Annotated in this window: 15 protein-coding genes; 8 read left to right on the forward strand and 7 right to left on the reverse strand. The window is 63.3% G+C overall.

The annotated features are described in order from the left end of the window. Window positions 1–33 precede the first annotated feature (33 nt). The 3 genes from M2342_RS16755 to M2342_RS16765 form a co-directional block, all read right to left on the reverse strand. Window positions 34–795: a UTRA domain-containing protein gene (locus tag M2342_RS16755; protein WP_264579903.1), complete on the reverse strand. Its 762-nt coding sequence runs from the start codon at window positions 793–795 to the stop codon at window positions 34–36. A 130-nt stretch (window positions 796–925) separates the two neighbouring features. Next, window positions 926–3,754 (reverse strand): TonB-dependent receptor, encoded by a 2,829-nt coding sequence (locus M2342_RS16760; RefSeq protein WP_264579904.1) that lies wholly within the window; start codon window positions 3,752–3,754, stop codon window positions 926–928. Window positions 3,755–4,129: 375 nt separating this feature from the next. Continuing rightward, window positions 4,130–4,672, reverse strand: a complete 543-nt coding sequence (locus M2342_RS16765; protein ID WP_264579905.1) for an HD domain-containing protein — start codon at window positions 4,670–4,672, stop codon at window positions 4,130–4,132. Window positions 4,673–4,822: 150 nt separating this feature from the next. Here M2342_RS16765 and M2342_RS16770 point away from each other — a divergent pair, with 150 nt between their 5' ends. From M2342_RS16770 to phnX, 5 genes are all read left to right on the forward strand, one after another. Continuing rightward, the gene (locus tag M2342_RS16770; protein WP_264579906.1) at window positions 4,823–6,958 is read left to right on the forward strand and encodes a phosphocholine-specific phospholipase C; all 2,136 of its coding nucleotides are present in this window, start codon (window positions 4,823–4,825) and stop codon (window positions 6,956–6,958) included. An 88-nt stretch (window positions 6,959–7,046) separates the two neighbouring features. Beyond that, a complete protein-coding gene (locus M2342_RS16775) occupies window positions 7,047–8,951 on the forward strand; it encodes a metallophosphoesterase (RefSeq protein WP_264580070.1) in 1,905 nt (634 codons plus the stop codon). A gap of 55 nt (window positions 8,952–9,006) precedes the next feature. After that, window positions 9,007–10,293, forward strand: a complete 1,287-nt coding sequence (locus M2342_RS16780; protein ID WP_264579907.1) for a DUF5690 family protein — start codon at window positions 9,007–9,009, stop codon at window positions 10,291–10,293. After that, window positions 10,271–11,440: a TIGR03364 family FAD-dependent oxidoreductase gene (locus tag M2342_RS16785; RefSeq protein ID WP_264579908.1), complete on the forward strand. Its 1,170-nt coding sequence runs from the start codon at window positions 10,271–10,273 to the stop codon at window positions 11,438–11,440. Before M2342_RS16780 ends, M2342_RS16785 begins: the two co-directional genes overlap by 23 nt. After that, a complete protein-coding gene (phnX, locus tag M2342_RS16790; protein ID WP_264579909.1) occupies window positions 11,431–12,246 on the forward strand; it encodes a phosphonoacetaldehyde hydrolase in 816 nt (271 codons plus the stop codon). Before M2342_RS16785 ends, phnX begins: the two co-directional genes overlap by 10 nt. Window positions 12,247–12,543: 297 nt before the next feature. Here the strand turns inward: phnX and M2342_RS16795 are convergent, their stop codons facing one another. Continuing rightward, window positions 12,544–15,429: a TonB-dependent receptor domain-containing protein gene (locus M2342_RS16795; RefSeq protein WP_264579910.1), complete on the reverse strand. Its 2,886-nt coding sequence runs from the start codon at window positions 15,427–15,429 to the stop codon at window positions 12,544–12,546. A 184-nt stretch (window positions 15,430–15,613) separates the two neighbouring features. Here M2342_RS16795 and M2342_RS16800 point away from each other — a divergent pair, with 184 nt between their 5' ends. From M2342_RS16800 to M2342_RS16810, 3 genes are all read left to right on the forward strand, one after another. Beyond that, the gene (locus M2342_RS16800) at window positions 15,614–16,138 is read left to right on the forward strand and encodes a MarR family winged helix-turn-helix transcriptional regulator (protein WP_264579911.1); all 525 of its coding nucleotides are present in this window, start codon (window positions 15,614–15,616) and stop codon (window positions 16,136–16,138) included. 178 nt (window positions 16,139–16,316) lie between these two features. After that, window positions 16,317–16,811: a GFA family protein gene (locus M2342_RS16805; protein WP_264579912.1), complete on the forward strand. Its 495-nt coding sequence runs from the start codon at window positions 16,317–16,319 to the stop codon at window positions 16,809–16,811. Window positions 16,812–16,963: 152 nt separating this feature from the next. Next, a complete protein-coding gene (locus M2342_RS16810; protein WP_264579913.1) occupies window positions 16,964–18,796 on the forward strand; it encodes a diguanylate cyclase in 1,833 nt (610 codons plus the stop codon). 166 nt (window positions 18,797–18,962) lie between these two features. On the opposite strand, the gene M2342_RS16815 is transcribed toward M2342_RS16810, so the two are convergent. From M2342_RS16815 to M2342_RS16825, 3 genes are read right to left on the reverse strand one after another with little or no spacing between them, the layout of a single operon-like run. Next, window positions 18,963–20,492: a DHA2 family efflux MFS transporter permease subunit gene (locus M2342_RS16815; protein ID WP_264579914.1), complete on the reverse strand. Its 1,530-nt coding sequence runs from the start codon at window positions 20,490–20,492 to the stop codon at window positions 18,963–18,965. A 27-nt stretch (window positions 20,493–20,519) separates the two neighbouring features. Beyond that, window positions 20,520–21,674 (reverse strand): HlyD family efflux transporter periplasmic adaptor subunit, encoded by a 1,155-nt coding sequence (locus tag M2342_RS16820; protein WP_264579915.1) that lies wholly within the window; start codon window positions 21,672–21,674, stop codon window positions 20,520–20,522. Next, complete coding sequence (locus tag M2342_RS16825; RefSeq protein WP_264579916.1) at window positions 21,667–23,139, reverse strand: efflux transporter outer membrane subunit; 1,473 nt, start codon at window positions 23,137–23,139, stop codon at window positions 21,667–21,669. Before M2342_RS16825 ends, M2342_RS16820 begins: the two co-directional genes overlap by 8 nt. Window positions 23,140–23,142: the final 3 nt, after the last annotated feature.

The raw sequence follows: 23,142 nt of genomic DNA on the forward strand, positions 1-23,142 counted from the left end.
GATCATTGCGACACGAAGTTGCCAGTCGTCAGTTCAGGATTGCGGCGGTTTCACACTGGTATCGACATGCACACGGATTGCGTCGTGCCGCCAGAATTCCTGATCATATTCAATCACCCGGCCCTGCTCGTCAAAGCTGGTGCGCACCACCAGCAGACCGGGTGTACCGGTCTTGACGCTCAGCCCGTCCGCAGCGGACTTCACCAGCGCGCACGGACGCATGTCCACCCGGTTGCGAGCCACCGAAAGGCCGTAGCGGTTGCTCAGGATCTGCGTGAGCGAACCGTTGAGATCATGGTCCAGCAGTCCTGGGGCCAGCGCACAATCCACCATGATACGCTCGACCAGTACAGGCCGCCGGTCGATGGAGCGGCGACGGGAGATCATGAACAGGCGCGACCCCGGCGCCACTCTGAAAATGTCTGCCACGGCCGATGCGGCAGGGATTTCCTCCGTGCTCAGCGTCTCCGTCGCGGGCAAGCGGCCCTGCTCGGTGACGTACGTCATGAACCCCGCCCAACGGGTCGGATCGTAAGTCACCGGCGGCGGGGAGACATACCAGCCGGAGCGATCGCGCCGGTAGATCAGTCCCTCGGCCTCGAGCTGGAACAGCGCCTCGCGTATAGTCCCGCGCGCGGCGCCGCTCTCGGTCTGGAGTTGCCGCTCCGACGGGAGGCGCGTGCCGGGCGGCAGTTTGCCGGCATCGATGCCTTCCGCGATGCGATCGCGCAGGGCAAGATATTGGGGCATGGCCTGGGGCGGCTTGTCGGGGTCCGGTTGTGCTTTGCTGGTCATGCCCGTGGAACGATCGCTCTCGATGCGCGATCATGCGTTGCGGCCTGCCTGCTGGCAAGCGCTACGAAGAAAGAAGCGCCGGATGCCATAGCGGCATCCGGCGCCCGATCATCTTAGCTTAACACGTGGATCAATACACATAGGTTAGACGGAATGTGTAAGTGCGCCCCGGCTCCATATAATCCTTCTGATAGCTCGGATTATCGCCCTTGGTGGTGTAGTATTTCCAATCATCGAGCAGGTTGCCGACGTCGAAATCAAAAGCAAGCCGATCATTGACGTTGTAGCGCGTGTGCAGATCGACACTGCGATTGTGCTGCACCCACTTGTCCACGGCATTGTCGCGCAGGGATTCGATGAACTTGCCGCGATAATTGTACGAGATTTTGGCCTCGAAACCATATTTCTGATAGGTCAGCGCAGCATTGTACAGCACGCTGGGCGTGTTGATTAGCGACGTCGGGCGACCCTTGCGATAGTCAAGGCCCGTCTCGGCCGAGCTGTGCTGGAGCGTGAGATTGCCCGAGAAGCCGAAGCCATCGAATGGGGCCGGCAGCCCCTGGAAGCTGCGGATGAGATTGAACTCGACGCCATAGACTTCCGCCTTCTCGCCGTTCTTCGGCTGGCTGATCTCGATGGTGCCGTTCTGCGTGTCGGCATTCACTTGGCTGCCGTTGGTGAAGATGAAGTTGTCGATCCGCTTATAGAAGCCGGCGACCGAGACGAGGCTCGACGCATCGGGATAATATTCCATGCTGAGGTCGGCATTATAGGACTTGGCAGGCTTCAGGTCCGGGTTGCCGCGGCTGATTGCAATGATCTCATTCGTGGCGGAATCGCGCGTAACGCTTTGACCGGATGAGATATAGCCATATTCAGGCGGTGAGTAGCCCGTCCACAGCGCGCCGCGCACGACGAGGCTGTTCGTCGGCCGGAAGGTGGCGGTGAGGCTTGGCAGGAACTGGGTGCTATTGCTGTCCGTGCTGTCGAAGCCGCTGTTGTCGCCGTCATCGCTCCAGAACTCGTTATGAACCTCCCGATGCTCCATGCGGGCACCAGCGACGAGGCTGGCCCGCTCGTCGCCGAACTTCGCCAGAGCGTAACCTGCCCAGAGGGTCTCACGCCCGCTCTTGTCATCGCGAAGCAGGTCTTCCTCATCGACCCCGGAGCCATTCACCTTCGCGGCAGCGTCAATCGCGGCGATGACGGCGGCCGGGTTGAAGACGGCGCCATAATAATATTCGCCGCTGAGCATGCTGGTGACGTCCTTGTCGATCAGCCCCGACGTCGCCAAAGTCTTGCCGTCGAGCGAGGTGCCGGAGAAATCGCCATCGTAGAGCGGCGTGTAATCATATTTGCGCTTGGACCGCAGCCATTTGACGCCTGCCTGCACATAATCGAGCACACCGCCGACCTCATAGGTCAGGTCCGCCTTGATGGCGAAGCGATCGTCGCTCTGCTTGTCGCGAGAATGGCTGGCACCATCGAACGGGAGCAGGCTGGGATCGCGCTCGACGAATTCTGCGAACGCAGGCATGCTGGCATGCGGGAAGCGCGGATCATTGGAGACCCAGTCGAGACCGGTGGCGTTGAGCGGGAACGTACACTTGTCGCAATTGTAGCCGACCGAGTAGTTTTCCGGGTTCTCGCGCGAACCGCCGGAGTAACTGCCGCTGAACACCAGCGTCATCTTGTCGGACTGCCAGCGCCCGCCAGCTTCCACGGTGCCCAGCGTCTGATTGAGATTGATCGTGTTCATGCTGCGCGCGAACTGGAAGGCTTCCGGATTCCAGACGCCCGAGCGACCTGCCAGAGACCAGTAGCCGCGCGTTGCACGGTCGAGATCCGAGATCACGCCGTCGCCATCCTGATCGACGATCTGAGCCGTCGTGTAGCCATAGGTCTTGTACGTACTGCCGTTGCGAATGATCTGGCCGTCGACCATCTGCGAGGGTTGCAAGAGGCTCGTATCCTCGACATTCGTCTGGACGAGCCGCGCCGTCGGGCGATTGCGGTAATCAGTGTAATCATTGGTGCCGCGCTGTTCCTGCCGGGCGATCTGGCCCCGCACATAAAGCTCCAGCGCATCGCCCTTATAGTCGAGGCTGAAATTGCCGCCGTATCGCGTCTGCTCCAGGCGGCGGTAATCGAGATCGATGCCGGGCAGGTGCATGTTGGCTTCGGAGATGGCTTCTTCCGAATCCTTGCGCCACTTGTGCGGCTCCCATTCGCCGTCATTCTCGGTTTCCTGGCCATTGCCATGGCTCACGCCGTAATAGCCGGTCACGAAAAAGCCCCAGCCGTCTCCGAACTTCTTGCCGAAGTCGAGTTGGCCTTGGTAGCTCTCCGCATCCTCGCCGGCGGAATGTGCGCGCCCGTTCAGCCCGGCAGAAGCGTAGGCGCGCAAGATGGTCGGCTTGGAAAAGTCGAACGCGGTAGGGGTGCGGAAATCGATGGCACCCGCAATGGCATCGCCGTCCATGTCCGGCGTCCGCGTCTTGGACACGCGGATGGCGGCAAGGCCATTGGGCGGCAGGACGGTCAGCGACACATCGCGGCTGCCGGGATCGGTCTGGGCGACGCGCACGCCGTTGATGCTAACCGCATTATAGGTGCCTGAGAGACCACGGATCGCGACATATTCGCCCTCACCCGTATCCTGATTGACGATGACGCTGATGCCGGGAACACGAGCGATGGCATCCGCCACATTCGCGTCGGGCAGCTTGCCCAGATCGTCGGCCGAGACCTCTTCGATGACGTTGAGCGCGTCCTTCTTGGCGGCAATGGCGCTTTCCGTGCTGAGGCGCTGGCCGGTGACGATGATGGTGGCAGACTGGTCGGCGTCCACCTCCGCCTCTGCCGCGTGAGCGGCAGTGCCGGTAAAAAGGATGGCGCCGGCCGCAGCCGAGCCGAGCAGATGCCGTGAAAAACGGCGCGCAGAGTAAGATACGGTCATTGATACCCCCTCGATATCCTCGAGCAAAACCCATGCGGCATCACAGGAGAGAACATCGTTCGTTCTCCGGGAGCCGCGACGTCCGTCCGGATGCAGCAACTACATTATCTTGTCCGCGCCCCATTCGGTGCGCCGCGACTCATCGCCTCGGCGCAATTGGTCTACACCAGTTTAAAATGACATCGGCGTGACAGGAACAGGGGCAGACGGTCAGCAATGTTCAAAAGAGCACATATGCTGTTGATTTTCGATGCCACTTTTTCTCGCACCTGCACAACGGCTGCGCAATCGGCATAACCGTGCAGATTCTCCTTGTACGCCATGGTTCGACCATGACCTTCCGGGACGCAAAGCAAAAAGGGCAACTGCCCTCGCCTATTTGCGGGCGGCAGCGAGGCTTTCCAGCAAGGGAAAATAGCTCTCCAGAGGCGGGACAAGCAGACCTGGCTGCTTGCCGGCATCATCATAGCGACGCAGGTGGATGCTATCCTCGAAGAAATGCTCAGCGGCAAATCGGTTCGCTTCGTCAACCACCATAGGGCCGCCTTGCAGGCGCAGGCTCAGCACAGACGCATCACTCAGACCCTCAGTATAGCCGCGCTCAACAGCACACAGATAGCGCTTCGCGTCGACGTGCATCCGCACTGGTTCCGTCACCGCCGGCCCGAACCATTGTGCCAAAAAGGCGGCGCCGGTCACCTCGTGGCGCGCATCGACATTCAACTGCTCGGCCGCATGGCCCGCGTCATCGATGAACTGACCGATGTCGTGCAGGAGCGCCGCAGCGACCAGACTGTCCGTTCGGCCGTCGCGCCGGGCCAAGCAGGCGCATTGCAGCGCGTGAGCCAACTGGGTGGCATTCTCGCCATAATATTCCCGCCCGAACCGGTCGAACATCATCCGGATCTGATCGATCATGGTGGCCGTTACTGACAATATATCCCCCTGCCGGCCTGCTGCCGGCGCTCCAGCGCATCCGGGTCCAGCGACCTGTCGCTAAACTGTCTTTATTGGACTATACCAGAAGACAGGATCGTGGCTCTATCGCAGGGATCGGAGGAAGGGAAGATGATTCGAGGGGACAGGCGGGATTTTCTGCGACTTGCGGGAGGCAGCGCCATCGCTGCCGCCTATCCCGGCCTCATCGAGCGCGCCCTCGCGGTGGCCCCCGCCAGACGTTCCGGCACGCTGCAGGATGTCGATCACATTGTGATCCACATGCAGGAGAACCGCTCGTTCGATCATTATTTCGGCCGGATGCGCGGCGTGCGCGGGCTGGGCGACCCCCGCCCCCTGCGGCTGCCCGGCGGGCGGGCGGTCTGGGCGCAGCCCTCCGGCGAGCATCCTGACGGGCACGTGCTCCCCTATCACGGTGATTCGGCCACCACGCGCGCCTTCTATGTCGACGGCGCAGACCAGTCTCACCAAGAGAACATGTGGATCTTCAATAGCGGGCGCTATGATCGCTGGGGCCACACCGGCGAACTGAAGCACCGCATGCTCCACTATGACGCGAGCGATCTGCCCTTCTATTTCGCCCTCGCCGACGCCTTCACCGTCTGCGACGCCTATCACTGCTCGACGATGACGCAGACCTACCCCAATCGCCTGCATCTCTTCACGGGATGCAATGGCGGCGGGACGGTCGGCGGCGATCCGCAGATGAACAATTATGGCGAGGACGAAACGCCGAGCGCCGACATGCGCGAGGACAGGAAGCTGCGCGAAGACGCCTATAACTGGACCACTTATGCTGAGCGCCTGCAGCAGGCGGGGATCGACTGGAAGGTCTACCAGGAATACGACAATTTCGGCGATAATCTGCTCTCGGTCTTCCCGCCGTTCCGCCCGTGCACGCCGGAGTCCGAGCTGTACAAGCGGGGCCGATCGTGGGTCAGCGAACATAAGGACGGCGCAGATCGCAAGCGCTCGGACGGCGAGCAGCTGGTGGCGGCCTTTCGCGACGACATTGCCAATGGCCGCTTGCCACAGGTGAGCTATGTCGTGACGGCAGCCGCGCTGTCCGAACATCCCAAAGCCGAGCCTTCGACCGGCGAGCATGTGACTGCCGGACTCATCAACGCGCTGGTCGATCACCCGGAGGTGTTCGCCCGCACCGTCTTCATCCTCAATTATGACGAGGCCGGCGGTTTTTACGATCATATGCCGCCGCCGGTGCCGCCGGTCGGCCGCTATCGTGGCCACTCGACAGTGCCGCTCGACGGGGAGACCAAGGATACCACCGGCGAGCCCGTGAAAGTGCCGGGGCAGAACCCCATCGGCCTCGGCATCCGCACCCCGACGATCGTCGTCTCGCCCTGGAGCCGGGGCGGTCAGGTCTGTTCGCAGCTGTTCGACCATACCTCCGTCATCCGGCTGATCGAGGAGCGCTTCGGGGTGCAGGAGCCCAATATCAGTGCCTGGCGGCGCTCGGTTTGCGGCGACCTGACATCCACCCTCGATTTCTCGAAGGCGGACGTCGATCTATCCCAGCTCGACTTCAGCGTGACCGCTGATTTCGCCAGCCGCAATGCGGTCTCCAAGGCGGCCGCAGAGTTCGGCATTCCCGCCAGCCAGGCGCCCGGTGGGCAGTATGAGGGGCAGCGGCCCCACCGCCCGTTGCCCTACCGCTTCGATACCGCAGCCACGCTGCCCCCGGCGGACAAACTGCGTATCGAGATGCGCAACAGCGGCCCGGTCGGGGTCACCTTTACCGTGCATGACAATCTCGACCGTGAGGAGCCCTGGCACTTCACAATCGGGGCAGGACACAGTCATGCAGAGGAAGACTGGTATCCGGGCGGCGCGGCCGACCGCTACGATCTCACGCTGCGCGGGCCGAACGGCTACTGGCGCCGCTATGTCGGACCGTGGGATGGGCATGTCGAGGCCAGCCTTGTCGAACATGCCGACAAGGGCGCAGTGGAATTGCGCCTCGCTAACAGCGGCCCCCAGCCGGTCACGTTCCTCGCCGCGATGGATGGGGCCTATCCAAACACCGGCGCGCGCGACCGCAGGCTCACGGTGGCGCCGGGCGCAACGGGCGAGCTGCTATTCCCGCTCGACGCCAGCGACCATTGGTATGACCTTACCGTCACCACCGATCGCGATCCGGCTTTCCTGCGGCGCTTTGCCGGCAAGGTAGAAACTGGGAGGACCGGCAGGACGGACCCTGGCATCGGGGTAATGCGGCTGACGGTATGAGGGCGGCGCCGTGGACACGAACTGCCCCACGCCACCACGTTTCGGACAGCGGCTCGCAATGCTACCTCGGCGGGCAGCGTTGCTCCCTGTGCTCGCTGTGCTGACAGCCGGCACGCTGCCGACGGCGGAGTGGCACTTCGCGCCGGACTATACGCTCATCCCGGCACCGGACGCCCCGGAACAGCCGGTTCAGTCCTTGGCAGCGCCCATGATCGCGCCGCCCGCCTGGGTGCCCCCGCGGCTCTATGGCCAGACCGCCAGCGAGGTGCCTTCGGATCTGACGCATTTCCCGGTGCCGCTTGCCGGCCCCTTCAGTATGGAACTCTGGCTGAACGACCACGTCAACCGGCCGGTCGGCGTCCTAATTGGGGGCCGCGATGCGACCGGCAGCACGCGCTGGTCGCTCGGCGATATGAGCCGGCTGGGCAACGACAAGTTCGACCATGGCGCGTCGCTTGTCTTCGGGCCGGTCACGCTTGAGCCCACAACGCGAGATCACCGGCTGGCACCATGGCGCGCCTATCTGCACCACCTTGTCGGCACGTACGACGGGAACCGCTGGCGCCTTTATCACAATGGGCAGCTGGTGGGAGAGGCCGAGGGATTGGCCCAATCCGTAACCGACCTCGGCATTGCCGGCTATTTCGGTGCCGAGCCCTTCATGCGCCTACCCAATCTGGTGCGCGATGCAGCCTTCTTCGACCGGGCGCTGACCCCGGCCGAGGTGGCGACCCTCTGGACCGTTCGCCAGACCGAGATCACCGACGCAAGCCGGGGTACGGAACCCGGCCTGCGCTTTACCGCCGGCCCCTATCTGACGCCGCCCGGCACCACCGAGCAAAAGCTGCTCTGGGAAACCAATGTCCCCGCCAGCGCCTCGCTCGACTGGGGCAAAAGCACAGCCTTCGATCATCACCAGACCTTCGCCACGGCGGACCGGCCCCATCGCGCGACGCTTGGCCCGCTACAGCCGGACACGGTCTATTTTTACCGCGTTCGCGCGACCGGCGCCGACGGCGCGGCGACCGACAGCGGAACCCTTGCTTTCCGGACGATGCCGGAGCCGGGCGCCCCGCTGGTGTTCGCAGCCATCGGCGACACGCAGGAACGCCCTTTCATCAATTTCCGCCTGTCACAGCTTGCCTGGGAGCAGCGTCCGCATTTCCTGCTCATCGCCGGCGACCTTATCGGCGGGGAGGAAGACGAGCGCCGCTGGCACTGGACCGACGAATATTTTGTCGGCATGGGTCCGCTGATCGCGCGCGTGCCGGTGCTGGCGGCGCGCGGCAATGGCGATGTGGACGTGGCCGATCCTGCGAGGGATATCCGCCTCTTCACCAATTTTGACCGCTACCACAATCAGCCGGACCTTGGACCGGACGGGGAACATCGCGGCTATTACAGCCGGGTGATCGGCGATGCGGAGTTCTTCGTGCTCGGCGGCAATCTGGCCCTGCGCGAACGGCAGGCGCCGGGCTTCCGGGGCGAGCAGCGCGCATGGCTCGCAAGCGCACTCGCCCGATCGACGGCGCGCTGGAAGATCGCCGTGCATCACCAGCCGGCGTGGAGCGCCGACGATGACGATTATGGCGACAGCTATGCCGGCCCGACGACAGGCGGCGACCCGGAAATCCGCAAGGACTTCGTGGATCTTTACGAGCGCCATGGCGTCGACCTCGTGCTCTCCGGCCATATTCACAGCTATGAGCGCAGTTGGCCGATCCTGAACGGCAAGCCGGCCTGCGGCGGCGTAACCTATATTCAGATCGGCGGCGGCGGAGGCGACCTGGAGCGCGCCATGCCTGTGCGCAGCAACACGGCGGCCGCGCAGTTTCGCGGACATCATGTGCTATTGGCGCGGCTGTGGAAGGACCGGCTGGAGTTGTCGATGAGCGACAGCACGGGCGCTGTTCGGGATCTGATCACGCTGGAGCCGCGCAGTCAGGTCGGGCTCCGTTGCACCCAGCAATCGTCCCGAACCGTCACAAAATAGTCTTCTAACTGGTCCATACCAGATTTAGACCTTCTTTGACGAGTCCTTCATCCGAATGCGTCCATCCGCTCATGGTTCGACGACCAGCACTGCCGCGCTCACGGTGGGCGGCATTGCGGCCTTCAGTGCCTATTTTGCCATGTACGCGTTCCGCAAACCCTTTGCGGCCGCCACGTTCACGGATATCGAAGCGTGGGGCCTGGCGATCGACTATAAAAGCGCCCTGCTCATCGCTCAGGTGCTGGGCTATGCACTCTCGAAGCTGATTGGCGTGCGGGTGATCGCTGAGTTCGGCCGGCAGGGCCGCGCAACGGCCATTGCCGGGCTCATCGGGCTGGCCTGGCTGGCACTGGTCGGCTTTGCGCTGGTGCCGGCTCCCTGGAACATCGCGTTCCTGTTCTTCAACGGCCTCCCGCTCGGCATGATCTGGGGACTGGTCTTCTCGTATATCGAGGGTCGCCGCGCTTCGGAAGCGATGGGAGCGCTGCTTTGCGCCAGCTTCATTGTGTCGTCGGGCGTGGTGAAGTCGGTCGCAGTGCTGCTCATGAACTGGGGCGTCAGCGCCTATTGGATGCCCGCCGCAACCGGGCTGCTCTTCTTTCCGCTCCTCTTCGTGTCACTGCGGATGTTGGAGCACCTTCCTCCGCCCGACGCACGCGACGAAGCGGAGCGCACGGTCCGCACACCCATGCACCGCGCCGATCGGGCCGCTTTTCTTGCGAACTACGGCTTTGCCATGCTGCTGCTTGTCGCCGGCTATGTGATGCTGACTGCGATCCGCGATTTCCGCGACAATTTCGCGGCGGAACTGTGGGCCTCCATGGGCTATGGCGGCGTCGCCTCGGTCTTCTCGGAAAGCGAATTGCCGATTGCTGCCCTCGTGCTGCTTGCGCTCGGCCTTCTCATGCTGGTGCGGGACAATCTGCGCGCGCTATTGGCCATGCATGGGATCGTGTTTCTGGGAGCCCTGCTGCTCGGTGTCTCCACACTGGCGTTCCAGTCCGGGCTGCTCTTGCCGCTGCCCTACATGATCCTGACCGGCGCGGGCCTTTATTTCGCCTACACGCCGTTCAATGCAATGCTGTTCGATCGGATGATCGCGGCCATCGGCCATGCCGGCAATGCCGGCTTTCTCATCTACATTGCCGATGCTTCCGGCTACGCGGGCAGCGTTGCACTGCTGCTCTACCGCAGCTTCGGCGCGGGCAGGATCGACTGGCTGCCTTTCTATATCGACCTTGCCTATGTGACATCAATCTCCGTGGGCATCATGACCCTGCTGTCGGCAGCCTATTTCCACTTCCATCTGGGAAAACGCCATGGCCAGCCTGCGCGTTCCTGATCTCATCATCGTCGGGGCCGGCATTGTCGGCCTGGCCCATGCGCTCGCCGCCGTGAAGCGAGGCCTTATGCCCTTGGTCGTAGACCGGGACGCGCAGGCCAATGGCGCCTCCATCCGCAACTTCGGCTTCGTCACCGTGACCGGGCAGGAACGGGGCAAGGTCTGGTCGCTCGCCCGGCGCAGCGCGCAGGTCTGGCGCGAGGTCGCACCGCAGGCGGGCATCGCCATTGAGCAGGAAGGCTTGCTGCTGCTGGCGCGTCGGCCGGAAGCCGCCGACGTGCTTCACGCCTTCCAGCGGACGGAGATGGGGGAACAATGCAGTCTTCTCGACCGCGCACAGGTCTCAGAGCGTTTTCCCATGCTGCAGGGCTGCTTTTCGGCAGCGCTGCTGAGTGGGGAGGATCTGCGCGTAGAATCGCGCACGGCCATTCCGCTGCTGGCGCGCTGGCTGGCCGACGCGCATAGCATCGATTTTCAGCGCGGTACCGCAGTGCGTGCTGTCGAAACGGGCGTTGTGCACCTTGCCGATGGCCGCACGCTCAAGGCCCCGCATATCATCGTCTGCCCCGGCGACGACCTGGTCACGCTGTTCCCGCAGGAGATCGCGCAGGCCCGCGTCACCCGCTCCTTCCTGCAAATGCTGCGTCTCGTCCCGCCCGGGTGGCGCCTGCCAGCGCCGGTGATGAGCGACCTCAGCATGGTCCGCTATCTGGGCTATGCCGCCCTGCCCGAGGCCGCGGCGCTGGAAGCCCGACTCCGCGCCGAGGCCGCAGAGGCTCTCAATTACGGCATTCACCTGATCGTGGTTCAAAGCGCGGACGGCAGCCTCGTGGTGGGCGACAGCCACAGCTACGGCGCTACGCCCCCGCCTTTTGCTAGTGCCGTCGTAGACAGCGCCATCATTGCCCAGTTCGTGCAGATCTTCGGCGCGGCCCCGCCGGTGACCGAGCGCTGGACCGGGACCTATGCCAGCGGCAGCGGCCACAGCCTCGTTCGCGAACCCATGCCAGGCGTGCGCCTGGTCATCGTGACCAGCGGAACCGGCGCTTCAACCAGCTTCGCGCTGGCCGAGGATGTGGTCGACCGCATTCTGTCTGGCGGCGATTCATCAAACAGCGGATCGGAAGGAAAAGATTTATGCGCGTAGGTCTGAAAGCGGTGATCTTCGATTGGGCCGGCACGATGATCGATTTCGGGAGCCGAGCGCCGGTTATAGCCCTCTGCCATGTCTTCGAGGCGCATGGCGTGCCGATTACGGAAGCCGAAGCCCGCGAGGATATGGGCCGCGCGAAACGCGACCATATCGGCGCGCTGCTGGTCAAGCCGCGGATCGCTGCTGCGTGGCAGGCCGCAAAAGGCTCGCTCCCAAGCGTGGTAGACGGCGACATGATCTTCAACGCCATCGGAGACTCGATGCGTGCCGCCGCTCGCGAATGCGCAACGCTCGTTCCGGGCGCCGCAACCGTCGCGCAATCACTGCAGGCGCAAGGCGTGAAGATTGGTTCCTGCACCGGCTACAGCCGCGATATGATGGACGACATCCTGTCCATGGCGAAAGCGCAAGGATATGATCCGAACCATGTCGTCTGCGCGGGCGAAACGCCTTCAGGGCGCCCCTCACCCTTCATGGTCTGGCAAAACCTGATCGCCCTCAACGTCTGGCCTGCAGAGGCCTGCCTGAAAGTGGATGATACCGAAGTCGGCATCATGGAAGGCCGCGCCGCAGGTGTGTGGACGGTCGGTGTCGTCCGCAGCGGTAACATCGTCGGCCTCTCGGAAGATGCGCTGATGGCGCTTCCGGTCAGCGAGCGCGAGGCGCGTCTGGCCGCCGCGCGAGAAACACTGCTCGCAGCTGGCGCGCATCTGGTGATCGACACGGTCGCTAACCTAACGGATGCGCTGGCTCAACTTCCCACTGCAGCGGGCCTGCAATCCAACGCGAAGGTCACATAGCTGCCGACATATTAGCCAGCTGAACCGAGGGCGGCTTTGATGCCGCACGGTTCAGAAGCAGCGCGGGGCATAACCCCTTCGGCAACCGTTCGAGCGACATGTCCGACGGCCCATTTGTCCCGATGACCGTCGATCTAGCTGGCCAGCGCCTGATCAAACGACGGGAGCGATCAGGACGTCCTTCGCGCGGTCAAATATGTCCCAAGCTGGCGAGGCCATCAAACGCCAAACGCAAGTTCGATCGCCTTGCAACGCTCGGGGCCTGCGAAGTTGAGGATCAACTTCGCTTTCGATGCATCAACCGCCGAAGTGGAACCGCGCGCCGACCTTGAATGCGCGGCCGACAGGATCGAACAGGATCTGGTTGGTGCCGCCGGACGGTCCTGGCAACGAGGGCGGATCACGATCGAACACGTTGTTCACCGTGGCGAAGAGCTGGAACGTCCTGCCAATGCCAGCGTCGACATTCACGCGCGCCGTGAGGTCGAGATAGAAGCGCGCCGGCACCCGATTATTGTCCACGCTGTTGGGCAAGGTGATCGAGTAACCATCCTGATCGGGGCCGATGAAGTTCGTCCAGTAAATGCCCGACGGGATGTAGCGGCCATGTCCGGTAAGCTGGACCTTTCCGGCGGTCAGCGTCACGACGCCATCCAGCACATAATCCGGCACGCCAGGGATCGTGCCGGTGCGCACGCCGGTCTGCCCCGCGCGATCCACCGCGCCGAGCGAGTCGACGGTGGTGAGTTCCTGCGTCACATTGGCTATGAGCTGCGCGTTGAGATCGCCCCAGCCACCGAGCGGCTGGCGATATTGCAGCTCGATGTCGAAGCCGCTGGTTTTCAACGCATTCGAATTGAGGATCACGTCCCGCACCTGCAGGATTTGATTGTTCGCATCCCGCGTGATCTGATTGCAGAAGGTGGTGGCACCCTGCGCACAACGGTTGACCAACGTCTGCGCGCCAAGCGCCCCGATCGCCCCGGCAACCTTGATATTATAGTAGTCCACCGACAACTTCATGCGCTGCAAAGCGCCGCCGCGCGGTGTGATGACCACGCCGCCCGTCCAGCTGTCCGCCGTCTCAACGGAGAGGTCGGGATTGGATCCGGTGAGCACGAACGGATTGGTTTGCAGGCCATTGTTCAATGGATCGGACAAGCCAATGGAGCGCAGCGTCTGCGGCCCGAACAGTTCGAAGATGTTGGGCGCGCGAATGTCTCGCGAGCGTGTGCCGCGCAGGCGCAGGCCATCGATCGGCTCATAGACGAGGCCGGCCTTCCAGGTCGTCACCGCGCCCGTCGTACTGTAGTCCGTCCGCCGGATCGCGCCATTGAGGTCTAGCGCGGCGCCGAGCGCGCTGTCCCGAAGAACAGGCACCGCGATTTCGCCGAACACTTCCTTGACCGTGACGGCACCGCTCAACGCGGACCCGTTCAATGCATAAAAGCCGTTCGCTGCTGAAACCGGATCAGCCGTGCCATCGACCTTGTCGCGGCGATATTCGCCGCCCACCGCGACACTTACCGGGCCCGCCGGCAAATCAAACAGCTCACCACGCACGTCGAGCCCAACGACGTGTTGGTCGTTCACGGTGCGCTGGAAGCCATCGTCGGTGATATAAGCGGCGGCCGCAGCGCTATACCGCCCCTCGCCAAAGGGGTTGAAAGCGACGCATGCGGGATCGTCGTTGGTTGTGCTTGCGTCCGCATTCACACGGCAAATGGCGTTTCCGCCGGACTGAACCGCATCGACCGCCCGGCCCAGCTTGGCAAGATTGACGAGGTTCGTCGCGCTCTGGGTGAAGTTGGTGCGGCCATATTGATAGAAGCCATTCAGCGTCCATCGGTCGCTCAGCCGCGCTTCGAGACCCAGCACCCCACGATAGGTTTCGGTTGTGGATGTCGCCACGCCCGGTCCCAAATCGAAGGAGGCCTTGCCGAGAATGAAGGAAGCGACGCCGTTGGCATCCATCGCTGTCTGGACAGACTGCGGGATGAAGGGGTTGTCCCGCTTGATGCGTCCCAGGAGCGTCCCGTTGAAATCCCGGAAAATTGCGCCCTCGACCGTGCCCTTGACCCGCCCATAGGAAACGTCGGCGCTCAGCGTCACATCGTCGCTCAGGTCAGCGGTCAGAGCACCGTAAGTGGACACACGCTCCAGCGGCACCTTCAGGCGCAAACTCGACACAAAGCCGTTCCGGCCCTGCCCCTCGCCACCGAGCATGAACAGCGGCCCAACGAGCGTGCCATATTGGAAGCGTCCGGGCGTGCCATCCGCCAGGAACTTGGTGCCGCGCAGTGGATCGCTCGCGGTTGTGCCGATCACCGCACCGGCAGCGTTGTAGGACCGGTTGATGAGCCCGCCGGACGACATGGTGGACGTATTGACACCAGGCACGATCAGATTGGCAGGCTGGCCACCCGCGCCCGGGGTATTGCCGAGGATCAAGGTCTGACTGTTGCACCAGCTGCGTGTGGTGCAGTCACCCAAACCCTCAAGCTTTTCATATTCGACGGCCGCAATGACGTGAATGCGGTCGCCCAGGCTCATGCCGCCGGACAGGCTGGCGAACAGATTGCCATCGTCGCCACGCTGCGACACGCCGGCAGAAAATTCTCCGTCGAGCCCGGTTTTCCGGCGATCAAGGATGAAGTTCACCACGCCGGCAACCGCATCAGACCCGTAGGCCGCCGATGCGCCGCCCGTGACCACGTCCACGGTCTTCAGCAGTGACGATGGAATCAGATTGGTGTCGACCGATCCCTGCACCGTGCTGGGCACGAAGCGCTTGCCGTCCACGAGGACAAGGGTGCGTTGGGGTTCGAGACCACGCAGATCGAGCAGCCGGGCGCCGATATATCCGCCGAGATTGGCCTGCGCCGCCGGCCCGCTGGAGGCGCGAAAACTCGGCAGCTGATTGAGCGCCTCGCCGACATTGTTGATGCCGAGGGCTTCGAGGCGCTCGGAGCCGATGCTGGTCACGGGCGTGGGAGCGTTGAAACCACCGCCAAGGCGCGTACCGGTGACCACGATGGCCTGCTCAGGCGCGCTTTCAGCTGAGCCTTCCGCCTCGTCCTGCGCGGCGACCTGCGCGCTGGCCGGTTGAGCCGCCGTCATTGCGATCAAGCTCATGATCGCCAACACGCTCGCGCCTGCGCGCACATGGATGGTCGTTCGCATCTTTCAGATCTCCTGTCCCTCGGGCTTCTCGAGCGGCCCTCAGGGGCGTTGTGTATCAGGGTACATAAAATGTCAAAGCGATTGAGCCGGATCGTGGGGCGACAACGCGAACGTTTTACAGAGGGCTCGTGATCGCTAATGAAGACAGCCTTTTCCCGGGCATTGACGCGGCAGTGGAGACGGAATGACCCCTGAAGAATTCAAACCCGCTCCATCCGAGGATCAGCCGTCGCATCATCAAGGCTATTCTTCCGGAGACGCGCGCGATGAGGTGGAGTTCGAGCTGACCCGCTTATTGTCGCTGTCGGCGCGTCGCTGGGGGACGTATGTCGAAAGCCGGATGATGCCGGCCACAGGTCAATCGCGATCCCGTTGGCAAACCCTGTACGTCTTGAGCGTTGCCCCGCCGCCAGTGACGACCTCCCATCTCTCGGCTCGTCTCGCCATTCAGTGGCCACCGCTGATCAGGACGCTCAACTCTCTGGAGAAGGACGGGCTGATTCGCCGCATCGACAATCCTGCTGACAAAAGATCACGCTATATTGAGATCACCCCCGCCGGCCTGGATGTGGTCGCTCAGGTGCAGCCAGCATTGTCCCAATTTCGATCCAGAGCCTTTACCCAGCTCACCACGGAAGAGATGAATATTGCCACCCGCATTCTGGAGAAAATTATTCAGGGTGTCTCGGATGCGCAATGCGAGCCCTGAGACCAGCCTGGCTGGAGCGGGCGGCCGCCTTGCTCGGTTCGCGCGTGACCTGCGCAGCGCGTTGCCCTTTTTACGGCGTGCAGTAGCGCTTTAGCTTCGACAAACTTTCTGCGAGGGTGCTCGCTTCGTTCCGGCAGACACCTGCTGTCGGAGCGTTCTTGTTGGAGAGGAGAAGCGGATGATCGAGCTCGACAAAACGTATCAGGGCGGATGCCTTTGCGGCGACGTCCGTTATGAGCTTGATGGGCCGAGCCTGTTTGAGATGCAGTGCTGCTGCGTAGACTGCCAAAAGGCGACTGGCACGGGGCACACCACCATCATCGGCGTTCATAAGAGCCAACTGCAGGTTACCGGCACGGTCACAACCTATACCAATCTTGGCGAAAGTGGCGGGACGGTAACCCGTCACTTCTGCGGCCGGTGCGCTGGACGACTATATACATCAGGTTCCGGCCCCGGCGAGATGATCATGATCCAGGCGGGCTCGCTGGACGACCCCAATGTCGTTGAACCGCAGCAGGTCATTTACCTCAAGCAGGCGGTGACGTGGGACCATTTTGATCCCGCAATCCCGCAGTACGAGATGTACGGCCAACATACCGACGAAACCCTCGCCGCTCGGGCTGGCAAGGTGGACAAGCTGCGCTACAAGGGTCGGCCAAAACCTGAATAGCAAGCGGTTGGCGCAGGATTGTTGCGCTATACTTCCCGGTCGTCCGGCCTGCTTGTGGTGATTTTGCGTCCCCGGCCGTTTAGACAGACTGCGCTCTGCGCGGAAGGCCGCGCATTAACCTTTTCGTCGCGCCTGCCTCATAATGAAAAACCATGCGCTTAGCGACGATCACAAACTGGGCTTATGGTATGACCGTAGCGCTCACGCTCGTATCGGGAACAACGATGCTGCTTGCTTCTCACGCCCAGGAGGAGGAGCGCGCGGCCGTCGAGAACCGGTACCGGCTCGATCAGGCGACGTCGAAACTCGACAGAGAGATTTCTGCGCTCTCTGATCATGCCCGGCAGTATCTCAACACCGGCGATCCGACCTATCGCCTGCTTTACCAGCGGAATGGGGCTACGCTTGGAACGATCGAAAGTCGAGTGCGGCATCTGAGCGATGCTGGCGCCACGCAAGAAGAACTGGGCGCCCTGAAGGAGGCGATCGGCTGGGCCGATACGCTTCATGATGAACAGCGGCAAGCGCTCGCCGCATACGAGCGTGGAGACATGCAGACCGCGAGGGAAATCCTCTTCGGCGCAGAATATGAGCGCGAGTTTGATCGCGCCCACATGATGATAGAGCAGTTTCAAAGCCGACTCGATCAGCGAACCCAAGCAGAGGTCGATGCCGCAGAAAGCATCGCCCGCGTCTGGAAAACTATATCCGAAATCGTGCTGGCTCTCACCGGCGTCATGTTCCTTGGCGTGCTCTACTTCATCTTCAAGCAGCGCGTATTGAAACCAGTGGTTCGGCTGAGCGACGTGGTGAGCCGACTCGCGGCCCAGGATTATGCGGTGGAGCCGCCACCAGTCGATCGGATCGACGAGATTGGCGACATGGCGCAGGCGATCCGCATCTTTCGCGAGAATGGTCTGGAACGCCAGCGCCTTTCGGCGGAGCGGGACGCAGAACTCGCAATACGCGATCTTCTCTCCAAGATGACGCAGCGCATGCAGGGCTGCGACACTCTTTCCGAGCTGGAGAACGTGGTGAAGCGCTTCGTTCCCCAAATCGCTCCGGAATTTGCTGGCCGTCTCTATCTCTGGGACGAGCGACGCGGCGCTGTTGTTGAAGCCTGCCACTGGCTGGCACCCCGACATTCCCGTCCCGAGTTTGCCCCTCTCGCGTGCTGGGCGCTCAGGCGTGGACTGCCGCACCAACCGGCCGGCGCTCAGATCGATGTGCCATGCGAGCATCTCGATCAGGCGAGCGGCCTGCCAATTCCGGACACGCTCTGTCTGCCGCTTGCCGCGCAACGTCAGGTGCTCGGCATGCTCTATTTCGAGCCTTTAAGGCCTGATCGCCATCCGCCGATGCCGCTGGCGTTACTTCAACTGGTCGCAGAAAATATCAGCTTGGCGCTGGGCAATCTGCGGTTGCGCGATACTTTGCACGAGATGGCGATGACCGATCCGCTCACCGGCCTTGCAAACCGGCGGCGGCTTGATGGCCAACTTGTCGAGCTGATCACTGATGCGGAGCGGAAAAGAAAGCCGATCAGTTGTCTGATGATCGATGTCGACCATTTCAAGCACTTCAATGACGTGTTCGGCCATGAAGCCGGCGATGTCGTGTTGCGGCATGTTGGTGCTGTCCTCAAGGACGCGATGCGTGAGGAAGACCTCTCATCCCGCTATGGTGGCGAGGAGTTCCTGGCCCTTCTCGTTGGATTGGATGCCGAACAGGCTGAGAAAAGGGCGGAGATGATCCGCATGCAGATCGCGAATTTGCAGATCACGTTTGACGGAAATAACCTTGGCCCAGTGACGGCATCGATCGGTGTCGCCACCGCGCCGCTGCATTGCCAAGCTGAGGAACTGGTGGAGACCGCCGATGCAGCGCTCTATCGGGCCAAGTCCTCAGGCCGGAACAGGGTGGTAGTCGCCTTCCCGGAACAGAAGGCCCCCTCTGGCGCGACACGGGCTAAATCGAGCGGCTAAGCCAAGCGTCGGACTATGGTGCTCTAAATCGCCAATGGCGTTGCTGGCGATCAGGCCGACAGAGCAAGTTTCCCCCAGCTCCATGAAGACAGGTACCGGCTTGGTCGCATTCGTGGCATGGCTGCATCGCTGGCACCCCGGTGGGACAACAATTATTCCGGTCTGCTCAATGCGCCGCGCCCGGATCGACGGCCCTTTTCGGCCGGGGCGCGAACCATACTGCTGCAGCAGCGAACACGAAGGCGGCTGCGGACAGCAGGAACATGTGGTTGATCGCCACCGTCAGGCTTTCCTGCTGGACGGTCTGCTCGATCACCCCGCGCACCTGATCGAGCGAGAAGCCGGCGCCTTGCAGCGCCTCACGCGTCGCCTCGCTGTTCATGGCGCCGACCATCTCGCTGCGCGCCGTCACAGCACTATTGGCCCACATGGTCGTCGCGACGGAGGTGCCGATGGCACCCGCCATCGTGCGCAGGAAGCTCATCACGCCTGCGGCCGACGCGGTCTCGTCCGGGTCTACCGCCGAGAGCGCAATCGTGGTGAGCGGAATGAAGAAGAAGGGCATGCCGATGCCCTGCATCAGCTGCGGGAAGGCCAGCGTCCAGAAGTCCGCGCCCGACGTCCAGTGCGCCCGCAGCAGCGACGTGAGGCCGAGCCACAGGATGCCGAATGTCACCAAAATGCGCGGATCGACCTTGTTGGTGAGCTTGCCGACGATGGGCGACATGATGACGGCAGCCACGCCCATGAAGGCGGTCACATAGCCCGCATCCGTGGCGGTATAGCCAAGGTCGGTCTGCAGCCATTGGGGGATGAGCACCACCGCCGAGAACATCGTCCCGAAGGCAAGCGACAGGCTGAGCACCGCCGCGGAAAAGCCGCGATGCCGGAACACCCGCAGATTGACGATCGGTTGCGCCTCAGTCAGCTCCCAGGCGAGGAACAGCGCGAAGCCGATCAGCGCGATGATCGCCAGGATTACGATCTTGCTGTCCCCGAACCAGTCATGCTCGCGGCCAATGTCGAGGATGATCTGCAACGCACCGATCCACAGGATCAGCAGTGCCAGACCGATCGTGTCGACACGCATCTTCTCGGTCTTCGTTTCGGCGCGGCTCAGGAAGCGCACGGCGCCATAAGCGCAGAGCGCGGCGACCGGCACGTTGATGAAGAAGATCCAGTGCCAGGACCAGCTATCGCTGATCGTGCCGCCCAGGATGGGGCCGAGGATCGGCGCGATCACGGTGGTCATCGCCCACAGACCCATTGCCTGCCCCTGCAGATGCTTGGGGAAGATGCGCATCAGCAGGGTCTGGCTAAGCGGCATCAGCGGCCCGCCGCACAGCCCTTGGCCGATGCGGAAGGCGACCAGCATCCCGAGGCTACTCGACAGGCCGCAGAGCACCGAGAAGATGCCAAAGCCGATCATGCCGAAGGTGAAGGTACGCACGGTACCGAAGCGCCCCGCCAGCCAGCCGGTCAACGGCACGCAGATCGCTTCCGCCACCGCATAGGAGGTGATGATCCACGTCCCCTGCGAGGAGGAGATGCCGAGCGAGCCGGCGATATGCGCCACCGAGACATTGGCGATGGTCGTATCCAGCACGACCATGAAATTGCTGAGCGCGAGCACGGCGCCGGCAATCACCAGCGCAGCGCCCGAGAGCGGCGTGAAATCATCCGCCTTGCTGGCCATGCCTATGCCCTTCCTATCCGGTCGCGCTCACTGCGCCGATGTATCGACCTCGGCGGTCATCGAGAGCCCGACCCGCAGCGGATGCGCGGCCAGCTCCTTGGCGTCGAGCGCGACGCGCACTGGCAGGCGCTGCACCACCTTGATCCAGTTGCCCGTCGCATTCTGGGCGGGGATCAGCGCGAAGGCCGATCCGGTACCACCCGAAAAGCCGACGACACGGCCATGATATTCGACACTGCCGCCATAGAGATCGGACACCAGCGTCACGGGCTGGCCGGGCTTCACCTTGGTGAGCTGGCTCTCCTTGAAATTGGCGTCGACATAGACCTGACCGACCGGCACGACGCGCATCACCGTCGCGCCCGGCGCGATGCGCTGGCCGACCTGCACGGTCCGGTTGGCGATGACGCCATCGATGGGTGCGCGGATGACGGTTCGCTCAAGATCGAGCTCGGCCTGCCGCACCTTTGCCTTGGCGGCGAGAACATCCGGATTGGTTTCAACCGTGCTGCCCTGGATCAACGCATCGTTGGCGGCGAGATTGCCGGCCGCGACGCCGCGCGAGGCGCTGGCCTGCGCCATGGCGGCTTTGGCCTGCTCCAGCGCCGCACGCGCGCTGGCCAGCGCATTGGTCGCCGCCGTCAGTTCATCACCGGAGACCGCGCCATTGGCGGAGAGCGCCTTGCGCCGGCTATAATCGACCTGCGCCTTCTCGAACGAGGCCTGCGCCGCGACGAGTTGGGCCTGCGTGCTGCGGATGTCCGCGCCCCGGGCGAGAACCTGATCGGACAGCGCGTTACTTGTCGCGCTCGCCTGCCCGAACTGGCGGCGCGCCTTGGCCAGCTCGGCCTGCGCGGTCGCGAGGGCAATCTGCGCATCGCGATCATCGAGCCGGACAAGGATGTCGCCCGCCTTCACGCTGTCCGTGTCCGTCTTGAGCACGGCCGCCACCTGTCCGCCGACCATGGGGGTAATCTGCGCGGTATCTGCGCCGACATAGGCATTGTCGGTCTCGACATAGTGGCTGCCGATGGCGGCATACCATCCGCCATAACCGATGCCCGCGAGCAGAACCGCGCCGGCAATCGCCAGCAAAGCCGTCTTGCGCCGACTGCGGGAGGGCGCAGCGTCCGACGTTTGCGTTGCAGTAGCGGCGGGGAAGTGAGGGTCAGCTTCAGCCATGGGTAGCATCCTTGGTGGGCGTCGTTTGGGCAGCCGTGCCCGTATCGGTAAATCCGCCGCCGAGCGCACGGACGAGTGCAACGTCGAGCGTGAAGGCCCGCGCCTGAAGATCGGCCACGATGCGCTTGGCCTGCAGCGCACGGTCCTGCGCGGTCAGCACATCGAGGAAGGTGGAGAGCCCGCCCTCGTATCGCTGCGTGGCAATCGCATACGCCGCCTCGAAATCCGCGAGCGACTTGCGCGATTGCTCAAGCTGAACGGCAAGCGCGCGCTGGCTGACGACGGCATCTGCGACGGCACGATAGGCATCGGTCACGGTCCGGTCGTAGCTCGCCACGGCCTCGTCATAGCCGGCGCGGGCGCCTTTATACTGCCCTTGCAGCGCGCCACCACGGAAGATCGGCAGGGTGATCGCCGGGCCGACACTGCCATAGTCGGAGCCGCTCTTGAACAGGTTGGATAGCCCGAGCGACTGAAAGCCGAAGATCGCGGACAGGTTGATCGCCGGATAGAAATCGGCGCGGGCAACCTTGATGCGGCTCGCCTCGGCCTCCACCCGCACACGCGCGGCGGCGATATCGGGCCGGCGGCCGACCAGATCGGTGGTGACATTCTCGGGAATGCCCCGCGCCGCGATGGTCACGGCCGGAGGCATGATCGCCAGACCGCGATCGGGGCCGGCGCCGAGCAGGGCTGCCAGCCGATTGCGAGCCAGCCCGATCTGCTCATCAGTGGCGGCGAGATCGCTGCGGGCGGCCGGAACGGCAGCGCTGGCCTGCTTGAGCTCTGCCTGGGTATCGAGGCCGGAGGTCACGCGATCGCTCACCAGGCCCTGCGTCTTCTCGCGCACCTCCAGCGCCGTCTGCAGCACCGCCCGCTGCGCGAACAGCCGCGCCAGATCGGCATAGGCGTCCGCGACATTGGTGGAGAGCATCAGCGCCGCCTGCTGATAATCGAGCTGCGCCGCCTCGGCATCCGAGCGGGCAGCGGCATAGGCCGCGCGATTGCGACCCCAGAGGTCAAGATCGAAACCGAGCGCGGCTTGGACATTGCCCGAGCTGTTCCAGCCCTGCGGCACGAAAGCCGGCGGAATGCCGTTATTATAGCTTTGCTTGGCAGCGGAGCCGCCGGCGGACACATCAAGCGAGGGCAAGCGGGCCGCGCCGGACTGCTGGGCGATCGCCTCGGCCCGGCGGACGCGCGCTAGCGCAACCGCGAGATCGGGCGATCCGGCCAGCGCCTCCTGAATCAGCCCGTCGAGCTGCGGGTCGCCATAGCTGGCCCACCAATCCGCCTTGACCCAAGGCGCGCCCGGGGCAGTCGGAGCCAGGCTCTGGCTCGCCGCGTAATGATCGGCCGGCGCGATCGCCGGTGCCGGCCCCATATGGGGGACGGCCGCGCAGCCGGGGAGAGTCAGCATCGCGAGCAGGGCACCAGCGCGTCGAGACAGGAAAGTCGTGGCCATGAA

This window comes from Sphingobium sp. B8D3A, from assembly GCF_025961995.1.
GTDB lineage: Bacteria > Pseudomonadota > Alphaproteobacteria > Sphingomonadales > Sphingomonadaceae > Sphingobium.